The 18,014-nt window shown below is 61.0% G+C and carries 19 protein-coding genes; 12 read left to right on the forward strand and 7 right to left on the reverse strand.

The window, feature by feature from the left end; translation table 11 throughout:
* Positions 1–436 precede the first annotated feature (436 nt).
* The 4 genes from QZ409_RS06960 to QZ409_RS06975 form a co-directional block, all read right to left on the reverse strand.
* Positions 437–679, reverse strand: coding sequence for a GDCCVxC domain-containing (seleno)protein (locus QZ409_RS06960; RefSeq protein ID WP_296708470.1), 243 nt, complete (start codon positions 677–679; stop codon positions 437–439).
* 505 nt (positions 680–1,184) lie between these two features.
* Complete coding sequence (gene serA, locus QZ409_RS06965; RefSeq protein ID WP_296708471.1) at positions 1,185–2,429, reverse strand: phosphoglycerate dehydrogenase; 1,245 nt, start codon at positions 2,427–2,429, stop codon at positions 1,185–1,187.
* A 149-nt stretch (positions 2,430–2,578) separates the two neighbouring features.
* Positions 2,579–3,775, reverse strand: a complete 1,197-nt coding sequence (locus QZ409_RS06970) for a cytochrome P450 (protein WP_296708475.1) — start codon at positions 3,773–3,775, stop codon at positions 2,579–2,581.
* Positions 3,772–5,574 (reverse strand): chloride channel protein, encoded by a 1,803-nt coding sequence (locus QZ409_RS06975; RefSeq protein WP_296708477.1) that lies wholly within the window; start codon positions 5,572–5,574, stop codon positions 3,772–3,774. The genes QZ409_RS06970 and QZ409_RS06975 overlap by 4 nt, the downstream gene beginning before the upstream one ends.
* Before the next feature lie 65 nt (positions 5,575–5,639).
* Between QZ409_RS06975 and QZ409_RS06980 the strand changes: the two genes are divergently transcribed.
* The 12 genes from QZ409_RS06980 to QZ409_RS07035 all read left to right on the forward strand — a co-directional run bounded on the left by QZ409_RS06980 (position 5,640) and on the right by QZ409_RS07035 (position 15,173).
* Positions 5,640–6,053 (forward strand): MarR family winged helix-turn-helix transcriptional regulator, encoded by a 414-nt coding sequence (locus QZ409_RS06980; RefSeq protein ID WP_296708479.1) that lies wholly within the window; start codon positions 5,640–5,642, stop codon positions 6,051–6,053.
* Between the two features lie 429 nt (positions 6,054–6,482).
* Positions 6,483–6,728: a hypothetical protein gene (locus QZ409_RS06985; RefSeq protein ID WP_296708481.1), complete on the forward strand. Its 246-nt coding sequence runs from the start codon at positions 6,483–6,485 to the stop codon at positions 6,726–6,728.
* Positions 6,729–6,786: 58 nt separating this feature from the next.
* Positions 6,787–7,461: a GNAT family protein gene (locus QZ409_RS06990; protein ID WP_296708483.1), complete on the forward strand. Its 675-nt coding sequence runs from the start codon at positions 6,787–6,789 to the stop codon at positions 7,459–7,461.
* Between the two features lie 280 nt (positions 7,462–7,741).
* Positions 7,742–8,200, forward strand: coding sequence for a GNAT family N-acetyltransferase (locus tag QZ409_RS06995; RefSeq protein ID WP_296708486.1), 459 nt, complete (start codon positions 7,742–7,744; stop codon positions 8,198–8,200).
* Between the two features lie 509 nt (positions 8,201–8,709).
* Positions 8,710–8,904, forward strand: a complete 195-nt coding sequence (locus QZ409_RS07000; protein WP_296708489.1) for a hypothetical protein — start codon at positions 8,710–8,712, stop codon at positions 8,902–8,904.
* Positions 8,905–9,717: 813 nt separating this feature from the next.
* Positions 9,718–10,044, forward strand: a complete 327-nt coding sequence (locus tag QZ409_RS07005) for a DUF736 domain-containing protein (protein WP_296708491.1) — start codon at positions 9,718–9,720, stop codon at positions 10,042–10,044.
* A 385-nt stretch (positions 10,045–10,429) separates the two neighbouring features.
* Entirely contained in the window at positions 10,430–11,557 is a 1,128-nt protein-coding gene (repA, locus tag QZ409_RS07010; RefSeq protein ID WP_296708509.1) for a plasmid partitioning protein RepA, read from the forward strand.
* A complete protein-coding gene (repB, locus tag QZ409_RS07015) occupies positions 11,554–12,573 on the forward strand; it encodes a plasmid partitioning protein RepB (RefSeq protein WP_296708493.1) in 1,020 nt (339 codons plus the stop codon). The genes repA and repB overlap by 4 nt, the downstream gene beginning before the upstream one ends.
* 179 nt (positions 12,574–12,752) lie before the next feature.
* Positions 12,753–14,048, forward strand: coding sequence for a plasmid replication protein RepC (gene repC, locus QZ409_RS07020; protein ID WP_296708495.1), 1,296 nt, complete (start codon positions 12,753–12,755; stop codon positions 14,046–14,048).
* A 73-nt stretch (positions 14,049–14,121) separates the two neighbouring features.
* On the forward strand, positions 14,122–14,397 hold the full coding sequence (locus tag QZ409_RS07025; RefSeq protein ID WP_342394827.1) for a hypothetical protein: 276 nt from the start codon (positions 14,122–14,124) through the stop codon (positions 14,395–14,397).
* Positions 14,398–14,558: 161 nt separating this feature from the next.
* Entirely contained in the window at positions 14,559–14,783 is a 225-nt protein-coding gene (locus QZ409_RS07030) for an AbrB/MazE/SpoVT family DNA-binding domain-containing protein (RefSeq protein ID WP_296708497.1), read from the forward strand.
* On the forward strand, positions 14,784–15,173 hold the full coding sequence (locus QZ409_RS07035) for a type II toxin-antitoxin system death-on-curing family toxin (RefSeq protein ID WP_296708499.1): 390 nt from the start codon (positions 14,784–14,786) through the stop codon (positions 15,171–15,173).
* Positions 15,174–15,351: 178 nt separating this feature from the next.
* On the opposite strand, the gene QZ409_RS07040 is transcribed toward QZ409_RS07035, so the two are convergent.
* The 3 genes from QZ409_RS07040 to QZ409_RS07050 are packed head-to-tail and all read right to left on the reverse strand — an operon-like array spanning position 15,352 to position 17,041.
* Positions 15,352–16,287 carry a recombinase family protein gene (locus QZ409_RS07040; protein ID WP_296708502.1) on the reverse strand — a complete coding sequence of 312 codons (936 nt, stop codon included), beginning with the start codon at positions 16,285–16,287 and terminating at the stop codon, positions 15,352–15,354.
* Between the two features lie 59 nt (positions 16,288–16,346).
* Entirely contained in the window at positions 16,347–16,784 is a 438-nt protein-coding gene (locus tag QZ409_RS07045; RefSeq protein ID WP_296708504.1) for a type II toxin-antitoxin system VapC family toxin, read from the reverse strand.
* Positions 16,781–17,041, reverse strand: coding sequence for a type II toxin-antitoxin system Phd/YefM family antitoxin (locus QZ409_RS07050; protein WP_296708507.1), 261 nt, complete (start codon positions 17,039–17,041; stop codon positions 16,781–16,783). The genes QZ409_RS07045 and QZ409_RS07050 overlap by 4 nt, the downstream gene beginning before the upstream one ends.
* Between the last annotated feature and the right edge of the window lie 973 nt (positions 17,042–18,014).

Consider the following 18,014-nt stretch of genomic DNA (forward strand, 5'->3'; position numbering starts at 1 on the left):
ATCGCCGACGGCGCTCGGCGCCGGAAATAACCGTCATTCGTCCCATGCTGCGCAGCTAACCTCGCTCATAAAGCCGACTTAGCTGCGAAGCATCGCTCTGGGGCCCTAATTACTGCAAGGCGCGTCACGCCGAAGGGATACTACGGGTGACCCGCTTGAGGCCGAGGCGTCGCCAGCGCATGACGCTGTTAGCTTTCCTCTCGGGGCCCGTCTTGATTGGGCCTCGGCGCAGCGATCGCCTTCATTTGGCGTTCTTACTACCCGAAAAAAGGAACGCCGCGTCGACTTCGGTCGCACGATAGGTTCTTGCATCCTGAGCGTCGGCTTCGTCCGCCAAACGATGAGCACGTCTTGCACAATCGAAGACACCGCGTCGAGGAGGATCGCCAAGTGTTCCGCAAATGGCGAGCGCCGCAACGAATGGGCGCCAACATGGTTAGCCGCCACAGGCGCCGCAACATGTTCCTGCTTTTGCACTCTTCGCACGCTCTGCCTGAACTGACGGACAGGGAATGTCGCCATAGGAACAGAAAACACAGTCATGCCCTGCTTTGGGGCGAAGCGTTTTCCCGCACCCTTTGCACTCATAGGACAACTGAAATGCGTCCGTCGGCATCATTTCGGTCGCTCGATGACCGCAATATGGACAAGTGATCGTCGAAAGTATGTTTGTCGTCATGGTCGGTCCGTATCTATCTTGTCACAAAGTCGCCGACGCCCGGACTAACAGCTTCCCGACTGGGAGTAGATGCGCTGGATGGACGCCTGCTTGCGCTTGGCGCCGAAAAAGGGGGCCGCCTCTTCAGAGATGTCCAAGTCAAGCGCGGTAAGTTGAGCTAATGCCACGATGGGCATTGCGACGTCGCCATCGCCCGGCTCTGTTAGTCAGAGCGGGAGAGACTGTTGTTGTCCGTCGTCAAACATGCGGCGGATTGTCGGCGCCTGGATTCCATGGTCGTGCCTCCATGATGTTTGGAGCGGGCGAAAGCCCGACCCCGTTGTTCACGCTATCATTCTGAAGGGCGACCGCTCATTCCCGTCAAACCGCATCGGCGCTGGATCGTTACCCCCTCTCGCCGACCAATACTTCGTTGCTGCGCGCCATATGCAGTTGCCGCTCTCCCGGATTCAACCACCGTTCAGATCCTTATTTGCGACGAACTTCAGCAAGATACGAACCCCGACTAGCGTTCGTAGATGACGCGGGCGCGAAGGGTTCCTTCCAGGGCGCGGATTTCCTCCAGTACCTGCTCGCAATCTTCGCGCGTGCCGTCGGCCTCGATCACCACATAGCCGACCTCGCCGTCCGTCTGCAGGAACTGCGACGCGATGTTCATGCCTCGGCGGGAGAAAATATCGTTCAGCTTCATCATCATGCCCGGCACGTTGCGATGGACGTGCATGTAGCGCGTGCCATTGGGGCGGCCCGGCAACTGAACCTGCGGGAAATTCACCGCGCCGAGCGTCGAGCCGACGTCCGAATAGTCGATCAGCTTGCGCGCGACTTCCGAGCCGATGCGCTCCTGCGCCTCCTCGGTCGAGCCGCCAATATGCGGCGACAGGATCACGTTGTCCAGTCCCTGCAAGGGCGACACGAATTTTTCGGCATTGCTACCCGGCTCCTTGGGGAAGACGTCGATGGCGGCGCCGCGCAGATGCTTGTCCTTGATCGCCTGCGCCAGAGCGTCGATGTCGACCACAGTGCCGCGCGCGTTGTTGATGAAATAGGCGCCCTTTTTCATCGCCCTGAATTGCGCCTCGCCCATCATGTTCCTGGTCTGCGGCGTTTCCGGCACATGCAGGCTGACTACGTCGGCCTGTCCCAGCAATTCCTCCAGCGTGTCGCAAGGCTCGGTGTTGCCGTGGCGCAATTTGTCGGTGATGTCGAAAAAGATCACCTTCATGCCCATGCTCTCGGCCAGCATCGACAATTGGCTGCCGATATTGCCGTAACCGACGATGCCGAGAATCTTGCCGCGCACTTCCAGGCTGTCGTTGGCGCTCTTGTCCCAGCCGCCCTCATGCGCCGAGACCGAACGCGGAAAAATGCGGCGCAGCAGCATGACGATCTCGCCGATCACCAGCTCCGCCACCGAGCGGGTATTGGAGAAGGGCGCGTTGAACACCGGAATGCCGCGCACGCGGGCCGAATTGAGATTGACCTGATTGGTGCCGACGGAGAAGCAGCCAACCGCGATCAGCCGGCCCGCCGCCTCGAAAACCTCTTCGGTCAGTTTGGTGCGCGAGCGGATGCCGACGATGTGCACGCCCTGCAGCGCCTCGCGCAGCGCCTCGCCATCCAGCGCCTTGGTCAGGCGGGTGACATTGGTGTAGCCCGCCGCGTTGAACAGGGCCACGGCGCTTTCGTGGATGCCTTCAAGCAGCAAAACCCTGATCTTGTCCTTCGACAGGGATAAACGTCCGGACATTCATGTCTCCTCGGAATTCTGTGTGAACAAGGGCTTGGATTTCGGCGACACCATGGGGAGCTAGTCTTGCGGGAGCGGGAGTTTTGGAGAAATGGCCTTGCGAGCGGAGCGACGGCAAGTCGGCATAGGACCTCAATTTCGCAGCAAGACTAGTTGCCTGCGTCCGGCGAGGTCGAGGCTGTGGCCGGCGTCGCGTCAACCCATAACGGAAGCGTCGCGAACCCGCCGCTCGGGTAAGCCGCCCGAACCGGCGGCTTGTCTTTTACAAGCGAAAAACTTTGCGTGCGCGCCAAAAACTCCTCCAGGATGATGCGCAATTCCAACCGCGCGAGCGGCGCGCCCGGACAAACATGGACGCCAGCGCCGTAAAGAAGATTGTCGCCGGGATTGCGATCCAGGCGGAACGCATCGGGATCGCCGAACTTGGCCTCATCCCGGTTGGCCGACGCCCAGATCAATGTCAGCCGTTCGCCCGCATCGATCTTTCGTCCGCCGATTTCCACCGGCCTCGTCGTCCTGCGGCGATTGGCAATCAAGGGCGCGTCTATCCGCAAGATCTCGTCGATGGCGGTTGGCAGGTGTTCGGGTTGGCTCCGGAGCCGGCTCTGGAGGCTAGGGCGCTGCGCGAGATATCCGAGAATGATGCCGACGCAAGCGGAGATCGTCGCCAATTCGCCGACCGTCCAGTTGCGGATGATGCTGACGATTTCCTCTTCGCTGATCAGCCGGCTGCCCACCTGCTCATGCAGAAGTCGCGTCGTTGGATCGTCTGACGCATTCGCGCCCTCGATCAGGCGGGCGCGCAACAGATCCCGGATATACCCGTCAAACTGCGAGGCGACGGCGACCATAGCCTCCCTATCCCCGGCTAGCGTCGCTTCTTGGTTCCGACGCGTCCAGTCGCGCAGCGGTTCGTGCAAATTCAGGGGCCAACCCATGAAAGCGCATTGGATCTGCAAGGCATAGTCCTGCGCGAAATCGCGGATCAACTCCGCCTCGCCCCGCATGGGCAGGCGCATCGCCAGATTCACGGCGACCTCCCGGCAGACGGGCTCGAACTGCGTCATCGCCGACGGTCCGAAATAGGGGTCGATCATTTGCCGGAAAAGTGTGTGTTCGGGCGGATCCATGCCGTTGGGCACCGCGACATGGGACGAGACGACGTTGCTGAAAGTTTCATGATCGTGCAGCACGCGCAGCACGTCGTCATGCCTGAACAAGGACCATTGCAAGTAATCGCTGAACGCCACCGGACATTCACGACGCAACGCATCATAGGCACCGATCTGATCGTCAATGACCGACGTCGCGCGAGGATTCCAATCTTGCGGGCGGTCCTGGCTCATGAGTGTTCTCTTTCGGGTGGCGCGGGGTTGACGGCGGCCATCCCCACGACGCGGTTGCGCCTGGTCTCGGCCAAGCGGTGCGCGGTGCGGGCTTTCAGCAGATCCTGCCGCGAAAGGATGCCGACCACCCGCCGGGTCGTCGGGTCAACGATCGGGATGCGTCCGATCCCGGTCTCGACGATGAGGTCGGCGACCACGCCGCTCGGGCTGTCGGGAAAAGCGGTGGGTTGGGAAACGTCGGAGAATGTCTCGGCGAGCGTCGCCTCGCCGGGATCGTCGCCACACCGCCACCGCAGCGCATCGGTTCGTGAGATGAGCGCGAGCAGACGTCCCTCGCCATCCACCACGGGATAGCTGCGATAGGCGGCGCCCTCACGGAAAAGGGCGAGCGCCTCGACGACACGCATATCTCCGGGCAATGTCGCGGGATCGCGGGTCATGAGCTGGCCGGCCTGGATCAGGTCGAGCGGATCGACCGAATATTCCTGGAGAATATGCCGGCCGCGCCGGGCGATCTTCTCCGTCAGGATCGAACGGCGCATCAGCAGCACGCTCACTGCAAAGGCGGCGCCGGAAGCGGCGATGGCGAGCGGCAGCGCCTGGAAATGACCTGTCAGCTCAGCCGCGAACAGCGCGCCTGTCATGGGCGCGCGCATCGCTCCGCTCATGACGCCGGCCATGCCGATCATCGCCCAGAAGCCGGCGCCGCCCGGCAGGACGCAGCCGATCAGATAACCCGTCGCGCCGCCCAGGATCAGAAGGGGCGCCAGCACGCCGCCCGATGTACCCGAACCCAGCGCGACCAGCCACACGGTCGCCTTGAGGACCAGAAGGATCGCCACCTCCCGCATCGCAAGGGCGCCATCGAGCAGCGTCTGGATGCTCGCGTAGCCGGCGCCCAGCACATGAACATCCAGCAGGCCGCCCAGACCCACCACCACCCCGCCGATCGCCGGCCACCACATCCAGTGGATGGGCAAGCGGTGGAACAAATCCTCGATCCGATAAAGGGCGGTCGAGAGCAAGGCGGCCAGGAGCCCGGCCGCCAGCCCGATCCCAAGGGCGGCCGCAACCGGCCAATTTCCTGCGGGCGTGACGCCGACGAAGGGAAACATCGGCCCCACGCCGATCATCAGCGGCCGCCACGCCCAGGAGACCAGCACGGCGACCAGGACGGGGACGAAGCTGCGCGGCTTCCACTCGAACAGCAGAACCTCGATCGCCAACAGCACCGCGGCAATAGGCGTATTGAAAATTGCTGTCATGCCGGCGGCGGCGCCGGCGACCAACAGCGTCTTGCGTTCGGCCGCGCTGAGGTGAAAGCATTGCGCAAACAGCGAACCGATCGCGCCGCCGGACATGATGATCGGCCCTTCCGCGCCGAAAGGGCCGCCGCTGCCGATCGAGATCGCCGACGAGATCGGCTTGAGGATCGCAACTTTCAGCGACAGCCGGCTTTCGCCGTAGAGGATTGCTTCGATCGCCTCGGGAATGCCGTGGCCGCGAATCTTGTCCGACCCGAACCGCGCCATCAATCCCACGATCAGGCTGCCGAGGACCGGGATGGCGAGCGTGGCGATCCCCAGCGTCGAATCGGCGATCAGCGCGGGCGCCGCCGAAAGCCGGCCGAACCAGAACAGATTGGTCGCCATCGCGATCAGCCGGAGCAGGATCCAGGCTCCGCAAGCGCCGCCCGAGCCCACCGCCAGCGCCATCGCGGCCAAAAGAAGCATGCGGCGGTCAGCGCTATAGTCGGCAAGGCGGTGGCGTTCGGCGGTGCGGGATGGTGTAAGACTCATGTCGCTCATTCTCGGAGGAAGAGCCAGATACATCGTATTACGATATAATTCAACCATGGATCGACATGACTGACCACACACCACCATTGGATGACAGGGACTATGCCGCCTTAGCGGATTTCCGCGCGGCGCTGCGCGGCTTCCTGGCGTTCAGCGAAGTGAGAGCGAACAAGGCCGGATTATCGCCTCAACAGCATCAAGCGCTGCTGGCGATCCGCGGCGCGCCGGCGGGACAAGCCACGATCGGCTATCTGGCGGATCAGCTGATCCTGAAGCCCAACAGTGCATCCGAATTGATCAGCCGGCTCAAGGCGCTCGATCTGATCGCGGGCCGAACGGCAGAGATGGATCGCCGGAAGACGGTGCTCGTCCTCACCGACCGCGCCGCCGAACTCCTCAAGCAACTCTCAGCGATCCATCGCGAAGAAATTCGCCGATTGAAGCCACTGCTGCTCGAACTTCTCGACCGCTTCGGTTGATACTGAGATCGTCGCGCGAGGTTCGGGTCGACGCTCCGTCGGTCTGTGATGGGTCGCCGAATTGGCGAACCTGGAGAGAGGCTGCGCCGGCGCGACCCTTTGCTGGCGCACCGAGTTTGTTTTCTCACGGATGACCGCTTCGGGCCGATTTAACAGGTTCGTCATCCTTGCTTGGCAACGTCCGAAAGTGGCGCCAAGGCGTCTTTCGCAGTCGCCGCCGAACGGCTTCTTTCGAGCCGATCGCTCCGCTGTTGGATGTGTCGCTGAAAGGCAACCAGCGATCGAGCTTAACCACGAGAGCGACGCTGTAGACGAGCGACTGAGAAACTACTGCGTTATCACCGTTTGCCAAACGTCTTGGTCGAGGTTGATCCGCATCAATTTGGCGCGTCGCACCCCCCTGCCCTGCGGATACCGATGAAGCCGGCCATGCATTCCAATACGAAGCCAGCCACTTGCCGTCTTCTGCCACAGGTCAGGATTGATGATGTTTCGCCATTTCTGATTGGTCAAGTGCGCGTGGATTTCATGTGGACGGACGCGGTTTGCGCAGGTTTTCTCCGGCCAGATCGGGCGATGCGGCACATCCGCCTGATTGTGCAAATCAACGATCCGTCGCGGCGCATGCTAGCGGAGAGCGAGATAAGCGGATTGGCTCAAGTGGAGTGCAAGTGACGGCCCCAAGTCCCGCCTGGAGCGACCCCCGCCGCTCTGCATTGAGAGGAAAACCACGATGGAGCTTTTAGCTTGGCATGGCGCGCAGCGGCCTGAACGCGTGACGTTGCGGGGGCGATATGCCCGCCTCGAACCCTTGAGCCTGGCGCGGCATGGCGAGCAACTATTCGCGTCCGCGCTCGAGCCGGGTGCTGACGATCGGTTCCGCTATCTCCCGGATGGAACACCGGCGGATTATTCCAGTTTTGGGGTCTGGATGGAGAAATCCGAGGCATCCGCCGATCCCATGTTCTGCGCTGTCATCGACATGCGCACAGGCCGCGCGGAGGGCCGGCAGGCGTTAATGCGGATCGACGCGACAAACGGCGTCGTCGAGTTCGGCAACATTCTCTGGGGGCCGGCGATCGCGCGCTCACGTATCTCGACCGAGGCGCTGTTTCTGGCCGCGGAATATGTCTTCGACACGCTCGGCTTCCGGCGCTTCGAGTGGAAGTGCAATGACCGGAACGAGCCGTCGAAGCGCGCGGCCGAGCGCTTCGGCTTCGTGTTCGAAGGCGTGTTCCGCAAGCATATGGTGGTGAAGGGCCTGAACAGGGATACGGCATGGTACGCAATGACCGACGACGACTGGAAGGCGGTCAAGCCGGCCTATCTCGCTTGGCTCGACCCGGATAACTTCGACGCGCAAGGTCAGCAACGGACCATGCTGAAGACAGCCGCCCGTGCCGGCTAGGACGTCGCGCCGGCGGCAGATGTCTTGGTCGTCGGCTCGGATACGCGGGGGCGTGGCAGAACAGGCTTTGCAAAAGGTCGGTTTGGTCAGGCGGCAGTCGCGAAGCTCGGCGCCGTACGCGAAGGCGTGCTGCGGCGCGGTCGCCCGACGTGGACTGGCTACATCCGAGACTCCGTGTACTTTTCGATCCTCGACAATGAATGGCCTGAGGTGAAGAGAAGGTTGGAGAAGCGGGTCGGGCTTGTGGCGCGGAAGGGCCCCACTGCGCTAGGGTCGGGCGATGAAGATCTCCATTCGCCCAATTCAGCGGCAGGACGAAGCTGTGTGGCGCCGCCTTTGGGCGCAGTACCTCGCGTTCTACCGCAAGACCCTCCCCGAGGCGGAAACCAGCTGCACCTGGCGCCGCATCCTCGATCCGGCGTCACAGCTCCTCGGCCGCGCCGCGGTCGTCGACGACGGGACGCCGCTGGGCTTCGCCGTGTGCGTGCTTCACGAGGGCACCTGGTCCGCTGCCCCGACGTGCTACCTCGAGGATCTCTTTGTTGATGAGGCCAATCGCGGCGAGGGCATCGGCGGCGCCTTGATCGAGGATCTCCTGGGCCTGGCCCGCACGCTCGGCTGGGCCAGCGTTTACTGGGTAACTGAAGCGGATAACGCCGCCGCCCGGCGGCTCTATGATCGTTTTGGTCTTGCCGACGGCTACGTCCGCTACCGCATCTACACGCAGCCTAGCCGCTAAGCCTTCCCCCGCAGGATCGCGCTGACTTTGCCCAGCGCACGCCGGCTTCAAATCGGAATCGGTGGCCGGATTGAATCGGAATTCGCACCTGCCCCATTGCGCTGATCCTTGGTCCAGCCGCGGGCCTGACGCTATCAACCCATAAAGGGTCGGACTACGCGATGCGTGCCGCCGCTTTCGGCTTCGCCTTCCGCGGTGATTGCGGCTCTCGCCTGGACACATCGGGAGCCTGTCAGCGGGGGATGGTCCTCCGCTCAAACAGGAGCTGGATCGACGTCCCTAAAAGATGTTGAAGCCTTTGCTCTCAGCCTCTCCGTCGTTCCCATGAATGAATTCGACGGCGACGGCAGTCAGATTCTGGTCGAAATCGATCCTTTCTCCTCATGAGGGCGAAAGACGCACGGACTTTTCACGCGCGTCGGGATTAATTCCGACGCGCATAAGTGTTCGTGTTATGTCCTCATTTGGTCTGGAGCGGAACCATACTGGAATCCGTCGAGGGATCTATTGTGCTCGATGTGACGGACGAGGAAATTGACGCGGTCATCGCGGAATTCGAGGGCGATCCTCGAGCGGCGATTCGTGCGCTTTTGCATGATTTAGCTACGCTTGCCGTAGATTCGAAAGCCGCCGTGTCGCGGGGCTTCGTTCGGGGACGGCTATTGCCGTTCCTTCTGGGCGATGGCTTCCCGGAAAAGAAATGATCTGAAGAGAAATTCTGAATTATCCGCTTGGCCATCCAGGAACTCTGCGGCGCGCCGTGAGGCGACACCTTGCCAAAACTGGCCAGTTCGAATTCCGAGGGCTGTTTCGGAATTGGAGGCGTCAATGCGACGCTATTTGAATTGCGCTGAGGCTTCGCCATGCCGGTGAGGCCTGCGGATGTTGAAACACGGCGCAGTTCGCTGATGGGCAAGGCAGAATGTGCGAAGCGCGCGTCGCATCGTTCGAGCACAAAGGTTGGCGGCGGCTCCGATATTTAGAACGGCTGACGGAAACTGCGGAAGAAGTCGCTGTCGTTGGGTTTGGACGAACGTGCTCCAATTCATCGCAGGCCAATATGGACTGGGGTTTCGTGGCGTTCTCGCATTGTGGGCGGCGAGGGGCTCGTCCTCCCAATAGCCTGAAACGGAAATGCTTTGATCCGCTTACGATGATCGATCTTACTCATTTGAGATAGCAGCGAGGTCGCCGCCCTCTCCTGTCTTTCTCGGTCCACGGACCGCTCCCGAACGGCCTCTTCTGTTGCGTGATTTGGCCGAAGGCCGGCTATCGCCTCGACCGCCTATGCCGCAACGGCGCGCCACGACTTTCTTCCCCTGGGAGACCACCCCACGCGGGCCAAGCCGCGCGGGGGCCCCGGATCGCCCATTCCTCGCGAGGCAAGAAAGTCGCTTCCGCGCCGTCCTTCGCTGACGCTTCGGCCCCGATGGGTGCGGCGTCGGTCGCCTCCGGCCTGTCCATCGCCATCGAGGCCGCAACGGTGCGGGCTCGGAACAGAAAAACGGAGACTTACAATGGCGACCATCGGCACCTTCAAAAAGACCGCTTCGAACGAATTCACCGGCGAAATCGTCACTCTCAGCGTCCGGGCCAAGGGCGTGCGCATTGTCCCCGACACGCGAGCCACGGGCGAAAACGCTCCCAGCCACCGGGTCTTGGTCGGCCGCGTCGAAATCGGTGCCGCCTGGTCCAAGCGCTCCAACGAAGGCCGCGACTATCTGGGCCTCAAGCTCGACGACCCGAGCTTCACCGCCCCGATCTACGCCAACCTCTTCGACGATGAAGACGGCGATGGCTTCTCGCTGATCTGGTCGCGCCCCAGCGGACGGCGGGGCGACTGAGGCGGCGCACGAGGCCCCGGCTGCGCAAGCCGGGGCCTTCAGAATATCTCGCGCGGCGGCGCTGCGAGAGCGGGCAGCCTCAATTCCTTTGCCAGTGGCGTTCAGCGACAGAACGGTAGCGCGTCAAGCGTTCATGTTGTTGTCCGCGGACAACAACATGAAAATGCTTCATACGTCAGTCGCCCGCATCATTGTCATTAAGGTTTTGTTTACCCTTTAATTCTTGCGTCGAATCACGAATCGGCGCTTTATTGCAGACGGTAACTCACCGTTTAACGTCTAGGAACCGTCTCGCGTGGCGACAGTGACACATCCTCGAGCAACTTCGGCATCCGAGAAGGCCATCAATCGGATAGCCCGACACGCCCAGGCGCTGTCGGGCCAGATGCAAGCGCTCAACGCATCGCTATTTCCTCCGACCTCACGAAAGACGCTGCGGTCTTTCACATCGGGTGAGGCGGCGCGTTTTGTCGGGGTGTCTGACGGTTATCTGCGCCAGCTTTCGCTCGACGGCCTTGGCCCCGTCCCCGCTTTGTCGGCCGGAGGGCGCCGTTCGTATACGCCGGAGCAAATTGGCGAGTTGCGGGCGTATCTTGCATCGGCTCGGCCTAAGGAGGCCCTGTCATTCCTCCCCGCGCGTCAGACTACGGAAAAGCTGCAGATCGTGGCAGTCGCTAATTTCAAAGGCGGCTCCGCAAAGACTACGACGTCACTCTATCTCACGCAATTTCTAGCGCTAGAGGGATATCGGGTTCTCGCTATTGACCTTGACCCACAGGCCTCGCTTTCAGCGATGTTCGGGTATCAGCCAGAATTCGACATTGGAGAGGGCGATACGCTCTATGGCGCGATTCGGTATGATGACGCGCGCCGTCCGATGCGAGAAATCGTGCGGCCAACCTATTTCACGGGCGTCTCGCTGGTGCCCGGCAACCTCGAACTCATGGAGTTCGAGCATCACACGCCCCGCGCCATGATCGAGCGATCATTGCGCGGGGATAATCTATTTTTCCGCCGTGTCGGCGCGGCAATTGCCGAGGTGGCCGATGACTTTGATGTCGTGGTGATCGATTGTCCTCCGCAGCTTGGTTATCTCACGATGGGCGCGCTGAACGCGGCAACCGCCATGCTAGTGACGATCCACCCACAAATGGTCGATGTGGCTTCGATGAGCCAATTCTTGCTGATGACATCGGACATCATGAGCGTCATCGAGGAAGCAGGCGGCAGTCTCGACTATGATTTCATCCGCTATGTCGTCACCCGTCATGACCCCAATGATGTGCCGGAAACCCAAATCGTGGCTTTGCTCCGCAATCTCTTTGGCGAGGATGTCTTAGGCGCCACCGTTTGGAAGTCGACCGCCATCGCCAACGCGGGTCTTACGAAGCAATCGCTTTATGAACTGGAGAAGGGTTCCGTAGGACGCGCAGCGTATGACCGAGCTCTAGAGTCGGTGAACAGCGTCAATCGCGAAATCCTCGATATCATGAAGAAGGTTTGGGGCAGATGAGCAAACGCACCGATACAATACGCAATCTGTTTGCCCAACCTTCAACTGTTGTGTTGTCCGCGGACAACAAGGAGCCGGAGACGCGCCGCGTCGCGGCCGGCGCCGTTAGGACAATGAAGGAGACTTTTTCGAACATCGAGCGCGAGAATGAGACGCTGCGCGCTCAATTTGCCGACGGCGAACATGTCATTGAGATCGACCCGTCGCTAATTGATCCATCGCCGTTTGCGGATCGATTCGAGCATGATGACGATGCTTCGTTCGAGTCGCTGAAACAATCCATCGCTGAACGCGGCCAAGAAATTCCGGTACTAGTGCGCACTCATGCGAGTGCGCCAGGTCGTTATCAAACTGCATTCGGGCATCGTCGTATTCGTGCGGCACGCCAGCTTAGCCGGCTGGTTAAAGCGATTGTCCGCACGCTCGGTGATGACGAACTCATAATTGCCCAAGGCGTTGAAAACTCCGCGCGCGAGGATTTGAGCTTCATCGAACGAGCCGTTTTTGCTCTGATGTTGGAAAACGCTGGGCGCGGCCGCGCTGTTATCCAGCAAGCGCTTGCCATTGATCGAGCGGAAGCTTCTAAGCTCATTTCTGTGGCGAAGTCCGTGCCCGATGATCTTGTCCGGGCGATTGGCAAGGCCCCAAAGATCGGCCGACGGCGCTGGCAGGAATTTGCCGAAGCTCTGAATGACAAGGCTGCGCTGACGCGTGCTCATGCCACCGCTGCTCTGCCTATTTTCGCCAGCCTCGATAGCGATACGCGATTCGCGCGGGTTTTTAGCGCGGTCAATCGCCAAGAGACGAACAAAGTCCTCGCCCCGCCGACGCTCGCAGTCAAGGATGCCGCGGGGCAAATTCTCGCGCAAGTCCGCTCAAACGATCGAGATGTGAAAGTTACGTTGGCAAAATCGTCAGGAACCGCGTTCGCACAATTCCTAGTGGCTCGTCTGCCTGACTTGTTCCACGAGTTTAATACCTTCGACGCCGAGTGTGGCGAGCCGAGCGATATTTAACGTCCCAACAAGGAGCAACGCAGCAAAAGAAAAAGGCCCCCGAAACAGAATTCCGGAAGCCCTTCTCATAGTTCGCACCTAGAGAATCCCATTTCCGCGAATCACTGTCAAGAGTCTCGTGAGAGATAAAACGTCGTTTCGGCGAGCGGATTTCTTTTGCCCGATGAAAGGCAAAAGGCATGGAACCTCATCAATCGACGACGCCCTTTGGGCGGCGACCGCTGACGCTTGCCCATGTGGCAAGCCAGGCTGCGGCGAAAACGCGCCCACCTGAAAAGTTCGCGCATAAATGGAACGTGTTTCGGGCGATTTGCGCGTCGCGGGCGCGCCTCGCCGTGTCCGAACGCGCCTTGGCGGTGCTCGACGCGCTGCTGACGTTTCATCCGGAAACCGTGCTCGCCGGCGAAGACCTGGTGGTCTTTCCGTCCAATCGGCAACTCAGCTTGCGCGCGCATGGCATGGCGCCGGCGACGCTCAGGCGTCACCTGGCCGTGCTGGTCGACGCTGGACTGATCGTGCGGCGAGACAGCCCGAACGGCAAACGCTATGCGCGCAAGGACGGGGCAGGGGAGCTCGAGATCGCTTTCGGCTTCGATCTTTCGCCGCTGGTCGCGCGCGCCGAAGAGTTTGAATCGCTCGCCGAAGCTGTGCGCGCCGAAGAACGTGCGCTCAAGCGCGTCCGGGAGAAAATCACGATCTGTCGGCGCGATATCGCCAAAATGATCGTGACCGGCATTGAAGAGGCTGTCCCAACGCGTCGGGAAGGGCAGGGGCCAGCGAATTGGACCGCCATCCACGAACTGTTCCGCTCAATGGTCGCCAGGATTCCACGCACCGCGACACGGGAAGAACTGGAGCCGGTGGCGGATGAATTGGCGATGCTCTCCGCCGAAGTGCTCAATCTGTTGGAAACTCATGTAAATTCTCAAAATATAAGCGCCAATGAGTCTCAAACTGAGCGCCACATACAAAATTCAAAACCAAACCCTCCTTTTGATCTTGAACCTGGCCTCCAAGAAGGCAGGGTCGACGATCCGGGCTCAATGGTTTCAGAACCGAGCGCTCCCCAAAGACCCCAAGAAAATGAGCGAAGCGAGGCGACACGAGTCAGCGCAGCGACCAAAGCCTATCCTCTCGGAATGGTGCTCGACGCCTGCCCCGATATCGCCGATTACGCCAAAGGCGGGATCGGTTCATGGCGCGATTTGATCGCCACGGCCGGCCTGGCGCGCGCCGCCCTGGGCATATCGGCCGACGCCTGGCGCGAGGCCCAGGAAACCATGGGGGCGGGCGATGCGGCCGTGATTATTGCGGCGATCCTGCAGAAAGGCGAGGCGATCAGCAGCCCGGGCGGCTATCTTCGGGCACTGTCGGCCAAAGCGCGGGCAAAGGAGTTTTCTATCGGTCCGGTGTTGATGGCGCTGTTGCGTGGCAAGCTTGCCAAAGGCGGCCGCGGGCGACATGCGACGGGGTGATCGCATGTAGTCTTGCTGCCGTTGATCTGGAAAGGCGCTATCTTGCTTTGGTTTTGCCGATGAGATCGAAAAAATGTTTGCCGACGAGCGGTTCACGACGGTGGTTTCGACGAAGGGGTCAGTCAATCCTGCCCAAGGTCGTGCGCCGGCGTCGAGACTGGCCGGCGGGCACGAAACTGGTGGTCGAGGAAGTCACCACCGGCGTTCTGCTTCGCCGGGCGCCGCTGTTCGAAAAACGCAATTATCCGACGTGTTCGCCATGCTGAAGACCGATGGGCGTCGTCGAACCCTCGACGAAATGGACGCGGCCGTGGTTGAGGAAGCGCGGAGGCGGGATGCTGGCGATTAAGGATATCATCCGCCGCCTTGAGGGCCTTGGCCGACATTCCGGCGCCGCCCTCCCTCAAGCAGCCGCATTCGGAGGCGGACGCATCTTTGTGATTTCCTTTGGAACCATATCCAATTTGGTGTTATTACGAGTGTAGACACATCCTGGTCCGGGAGGAGGCAATGGTCGCACTCAAACTGCGTCTGATCGGCAATTCCACCGGTCTGACGATCCCCAAAGAGACCTTGGCCCAGTTCAATCTCAAAGAGGGCGACACGCTTTATCTGACGCCGGCCCCAGGCGGCATGCGGCTGACGCCCTACGACCCGGATTTCGCAGATCAGATGGAGGCGGCCCGCGCCATCATGAAAAAGCGTCGCAACGCCCTGCGCGAGCTGGCGAAGTAGGTGGCGAAAGAACCGAAATGGGTCACCGCCTCTGTCGTGCTCGCCATCCATGACGAGCAGCTCGCCGAACATGGCGGCGGAGCCGGGGTCAGGGACGAAGGCCTGCTCGAGTCGGCCCTTTCCCGGCCGAGAAATCTGTCCGCCTACGAGAACGCGGGCATGCCGCAACTCGCCGCGGCCTATGCCTACGGAATTTGCAAAAACCATCCTTTCGTCGACGGCAATAAACGGACGTCGTTGGTTGTCGCCGAACTTTTCCTCGCCCTGAACGGGCGAGTGCTGAAAGCAACGGACGTCGAGTGCGTCATGGTTTGGCAAAAACTCGCGGCCGGCGAGATGGACGAACTGGGCCTCGCCCAATGGTTCACGCAACATATTGCGCAAAGTTGAAATGTTCGCCGGGCAGCTCGGCCCAGCCTAAGCCTTTGGCGAGGTAGCGCGCGCTGGCGCGCAAGGCGGAGGCTGCGGAGTTTTCGATCGGGCGGATGCTGGTGGCGCCGATCGGCGCCTGGAAACGCAACAAGAAGAGAGCATGACGCATGCGCGCCGATGTAGGCAATTGGAGTTTTCATTCTCCGAGATTCGGGGCGGCCGGAGCCAGGCCCAGCTTGGCCGCCTGATCGAGCAAATTCTTGACCGATGAGGCGGCCCATTGCCGGCCGCCGCGGGGCGTGCGCTCGCGCATTGCCTCGAGCTGGGCGCCGATCGCGCGCAGTGGCATGTTGGGATTGGCCATGGCGATGCCGGCGACCAGCATCATCAGCCGGTCTTCCGGCGGCCTGCGCGGGCTCCGCTCCAACAGTTTCGGGTCGGCCAGGCGCTCGCGAACCGTTCGGCGTACGGCGCGTCGGAGACGCTCGACCGTCCAGCGGACGCCGCTTTCCATATTCAGCACGCGAACGACGTCTTCCCACGGGCTCGACGGCCGCATCCGGCGGACCGTGGGAAGCCAGCGGTCCATCGCGGCGACCACGTCGCCAGTGAAGACGCGATCGCGCGCCTCCGCAGCCTTGCGAATGGCGGCTGGGTCCTTGGCGCGCAACCCGGGATTGCCCGGCAGCTTGCCGCGGGACCGCGCGGCTTTAATTCCAGCCTTCGTCCGTTCGGAGATCAGGGCGCGCTCGAGCTGGGCGACGGCGCCAAGGACCTGGAGCGTGAACATGCCCTGCGGCGTCGATGTGTCGATTGGATCGCGCAATGAGCGGAAATGCGCGCCCTTCGCTTCCAGGCGTTCGATCACTTCGAGCAGATGGCTGACGGATCGCGCCAGACGGTCCAGGCGCACGACGACGAGGACGTCGTCAGCGCGGATCTCGCGCATCAGCCGGGCGAGCTCCGGCCGCGCGCGCGAGGCGCCGGAGCCGTGCTCCTGGTAGAGTGTCGCGCAGCCGGCGGCGTGCAGCTCGTCGGTCTGCGCGTCGGTCGCCTGATCCTCGGTCGAGACGCGGGCGTAGCCCAGAAGGCGCCCAGAAGGCCCGGAGGGGGATTTTGACGGAGGCTTCATCACCTTTTTGTGGTCCGCTCCATTGAGGCGTCCGATCCGATTGTTGATGGTAGCCGCCTTCAATCGGTCTTTGCGATTGGCGTCCAGGGATTGAGAAGGGGTACGTCGAATGGCGCAAAATCCTTGATATTGCGCGTCACGAGCGTCTTGTCGTGGACAAGTGCCGTTGCGGCGAGGAATCCGTCCATCGCATGCAGCACCGTCCCCTGTCGCTTGGCCGTCGCCATCAATTCCCCCCACATGTCGGCGACCGGCGCGGTGACATTGACGATCCGGCCGGCGAATCTTTCGCGCAAGTCCAGGCGAAGCCAAGCGTCGAGCGCGGATTTTGCGCGTCCGTCCGCCTTGAGCGCCACGCCTCGGCGCAGCTCTCCCATGGTGATGACGCTGACGAAGAGGCGATCCTCGTCGGTCTCGTGAAGGAATGAAACGACTTGCAGATCGGGGTTAGGCCGGGTGAGTTCCGAAATCACGTTCGTGTCGATGAGGAAGCTCACAGATCGATCTCGCGCGCATCGTCCTTCGACCGCTCAATGTCGAGATCGGCGCCTCGAAATGGAGATTTGAGCAGGAATTCGGCCAGAGAGCCGGACCGGGTCGTTTTGCGCTCCCATTCCTCCACGGAGACGACGACGGCCGTCGAACGGCCGTTCTTGGTGATCGTTTGCGGGCCCTCCCGCCGCGCCGTCTCAATGAGTTCAGATAGCCGAGCTTTGGCGTCGGCGACCGTCCAGTGATGGTTGGCGTGCGCCATAAGAATCCTCCAATAATAGTCATTATGACCAACATGACTATATCGTGAAGCGCGACGGCCTTCAAGGGCGCATTTCTTTGAAATGTGTAGCTGCGAGTGCTGACGCTCCACGGCGGGTGGCTCAAGTTACGGCATTATAAGACCGTGCTCGCGCAACGGCGCACGTGGTCAAGCACGTTTCGGACGGTTTCGAATCTGTCGATCAGATCGACATGAGCCGAAAACGTGTCGACGAAATGCGATTTTGTCGACACCTGGGGTCTGAATGATGGCTTTGTACAAAGTCGTAAGTTGCGAGTAAACGGCCGTTTGTAGGCGTCGTTGATCGACAGCCGCAGAGGGTCACAGAGGCCGATTCGGCGCTTCGGATAGGCAAAGCTAGCCTCGGCACGCCGTGGCCGCCTAGAGGCTTTAGAAGCGAAAAGTCCGGATTCTCAGGGGTTACCGACGGAAATAGGCGGCGCGCGTGGCTTGTGCTGCCGCCTGTAGCGGCGCATCGCACCCTGGCCCGATATCGGTCGATTGAGGGTGATCCGTCCGCTGAATCCAAAGGAAGAATTCGCTCGATCAAGGCGAATTTTCCGCCGAAAACCAGCGCTTTTCGCGCCGTTCCAGCGATCTTTGCGGAGCGACGATGATCGATGTTCCGACAGCTGGCCGGAGCAGCGGTAAGCCATCCTTATTGATAGTGAGAAGGGGAGTCTACAAGACCGCCCTATGACGGAAGCAATAAGCATGTTAGCTTCTGCATGAATAAGTTGTTTCAATGAAACCATGCGGTTAGATGACGACGAGCTAAGCGGCGAAAAGCGCGATTCGCGCCCCTCGCCAATGTCGGTTTTGCTTAAAAACGTCAATTTGAAACGACAAACTAAAATTCAGCCGCCGATTTTGCCTTGACGTTTCAGGTGTCGCCTCTCTCGATCCATTGAAATATTCGCGCGTTAGCCTCATCGAGCTCGATCCGGGGGAG

It is taken from the genome of Rhodoblastus sp. (assembly GCF_019449565.1).
Lineage (GTDB): Bacteria > Pseudomonadota > Alphaproteobacteria > Rhizobiales > Beijerinckiaceae > Rhodoblastus.

What these genes read in the sequence shown, in the direction of transcription:
- QZ409_RS06960 (WP_296708470.1), bottom strand. Translation starts at nt 679, where the DNA reads ATGACGACAAACATACTTTCGACGATCACTTGTCCATATTGCGGTCAT.
- serA (WP_296708471.1), bottom strand. Translation starts at nt 2,429, where the DNA reads ATGTCCGGACGTTTATCCCTGTCGAAGGACAAGATCAGGGTTTTGCTG.
- QZ409_RS06970 (WP_296708475.1), bottom strand. Translation starts at nt 3,775, where the DNA reads ATGAGCCAGGACCGCCCGCAAGATTGGAATCCTCGCGCGACGTCGGTC.
- QZ409_RS06975 (WP_296708477.1), bottom strand. Translation starts at nt 5,574, where the DNA reads ATGAGTCTTACACCATCCCGCACCGCCGAACGCCACCGCCTTGCCGAC.
- QZ409_RS06980 (WP_296708479.1), top strand. Translation starts at nt 5,640, where the DNA reads ATGACTGACCACACACCACCATTGGATGACAGGGACTATGCCGCCTTA.
- QZ409_RS06985 (WP_296708481.1), top strand. Translation starts at nt 6,483, where the DNA reads ATGCATTCCAATACGAAGCCAGCCACTTGCCGTCTTCTGCCACAGGTC.
- QZ409_RS06990 (WP_296708483.1), top strand. Translation starts at nt 6,787, where the DNA reads ATGGAGCTTTTAGCTTGGCATGGCGCGCAGCGGCCTGAACGCGTGACG.
- QZ409_RS06995 (WP_296708486.1), top strand. Translation starts at nt 7,742, where the DNA reads ATGAAGATCTCCATTCGCCCAATTCAGCGGCAGGACGAAGCTGTGTGG.
- QZ409_RS07005 (WP_296708491.1), top strand. Translation starts at nt 9,718, where the DNA reads ATGGCGACCATCGGCACCTTCAAAAAGACCGCTTCGAACGAATTCACC.
- repA (WP_296708509.1), top strand. Translation starts at nt 10,430, where the DNA reads ATGCAAGCGCTCAACGCATCGCTATTTCCTCCGACCTCACGAAAGACG.
- repB (WP_296708493.1), top strand. Translation starts at nt 11,554, where the DNA reads ATGAGCAAACGCACCGATACAATACGCAATCTGTTTGCCCAACCTTCA.
- repC (WP_296708495.1), top strand. Translation starts at nt 12,753, where the DNA reads ATGGAACCTCATCAATCGACGACGCCCTTTGGGCGGCGACCGCTGACG.
- QZ409_RS07025 (WP_342394827.1), top strand. Translation starts at nt 14,122, where the DNA reads ATGTTTGCCGACGAGCGGTTCACGACGGTGGTTTCGACGAAGGGGTCA.
- QZ409_RS07030 (WP_296708497.1), top strand. Translation starts at nt 14,559, where the DNA reads ATGGTCGCACTCAAACTGCGTCTGATCGGCAATTCCACCGGTCTGACG.
- QZ409_RS07040 (WP_296708502.1), bottom strand. Translation starts at nt 16,287, where the DNA reads ATGAAGCCTCCGTCAAAATCCCCCTCCGGGCCTTCTGGGCGCCTTCTG.
- QZ409_RS07050 (WP_296708507.1), bottom strand. Translation starts at nt 17,041, where the DNA reads ATGGCGCACGCCAACCATCACTGGACGGTCGCCGACGCCAAAGCTCGG.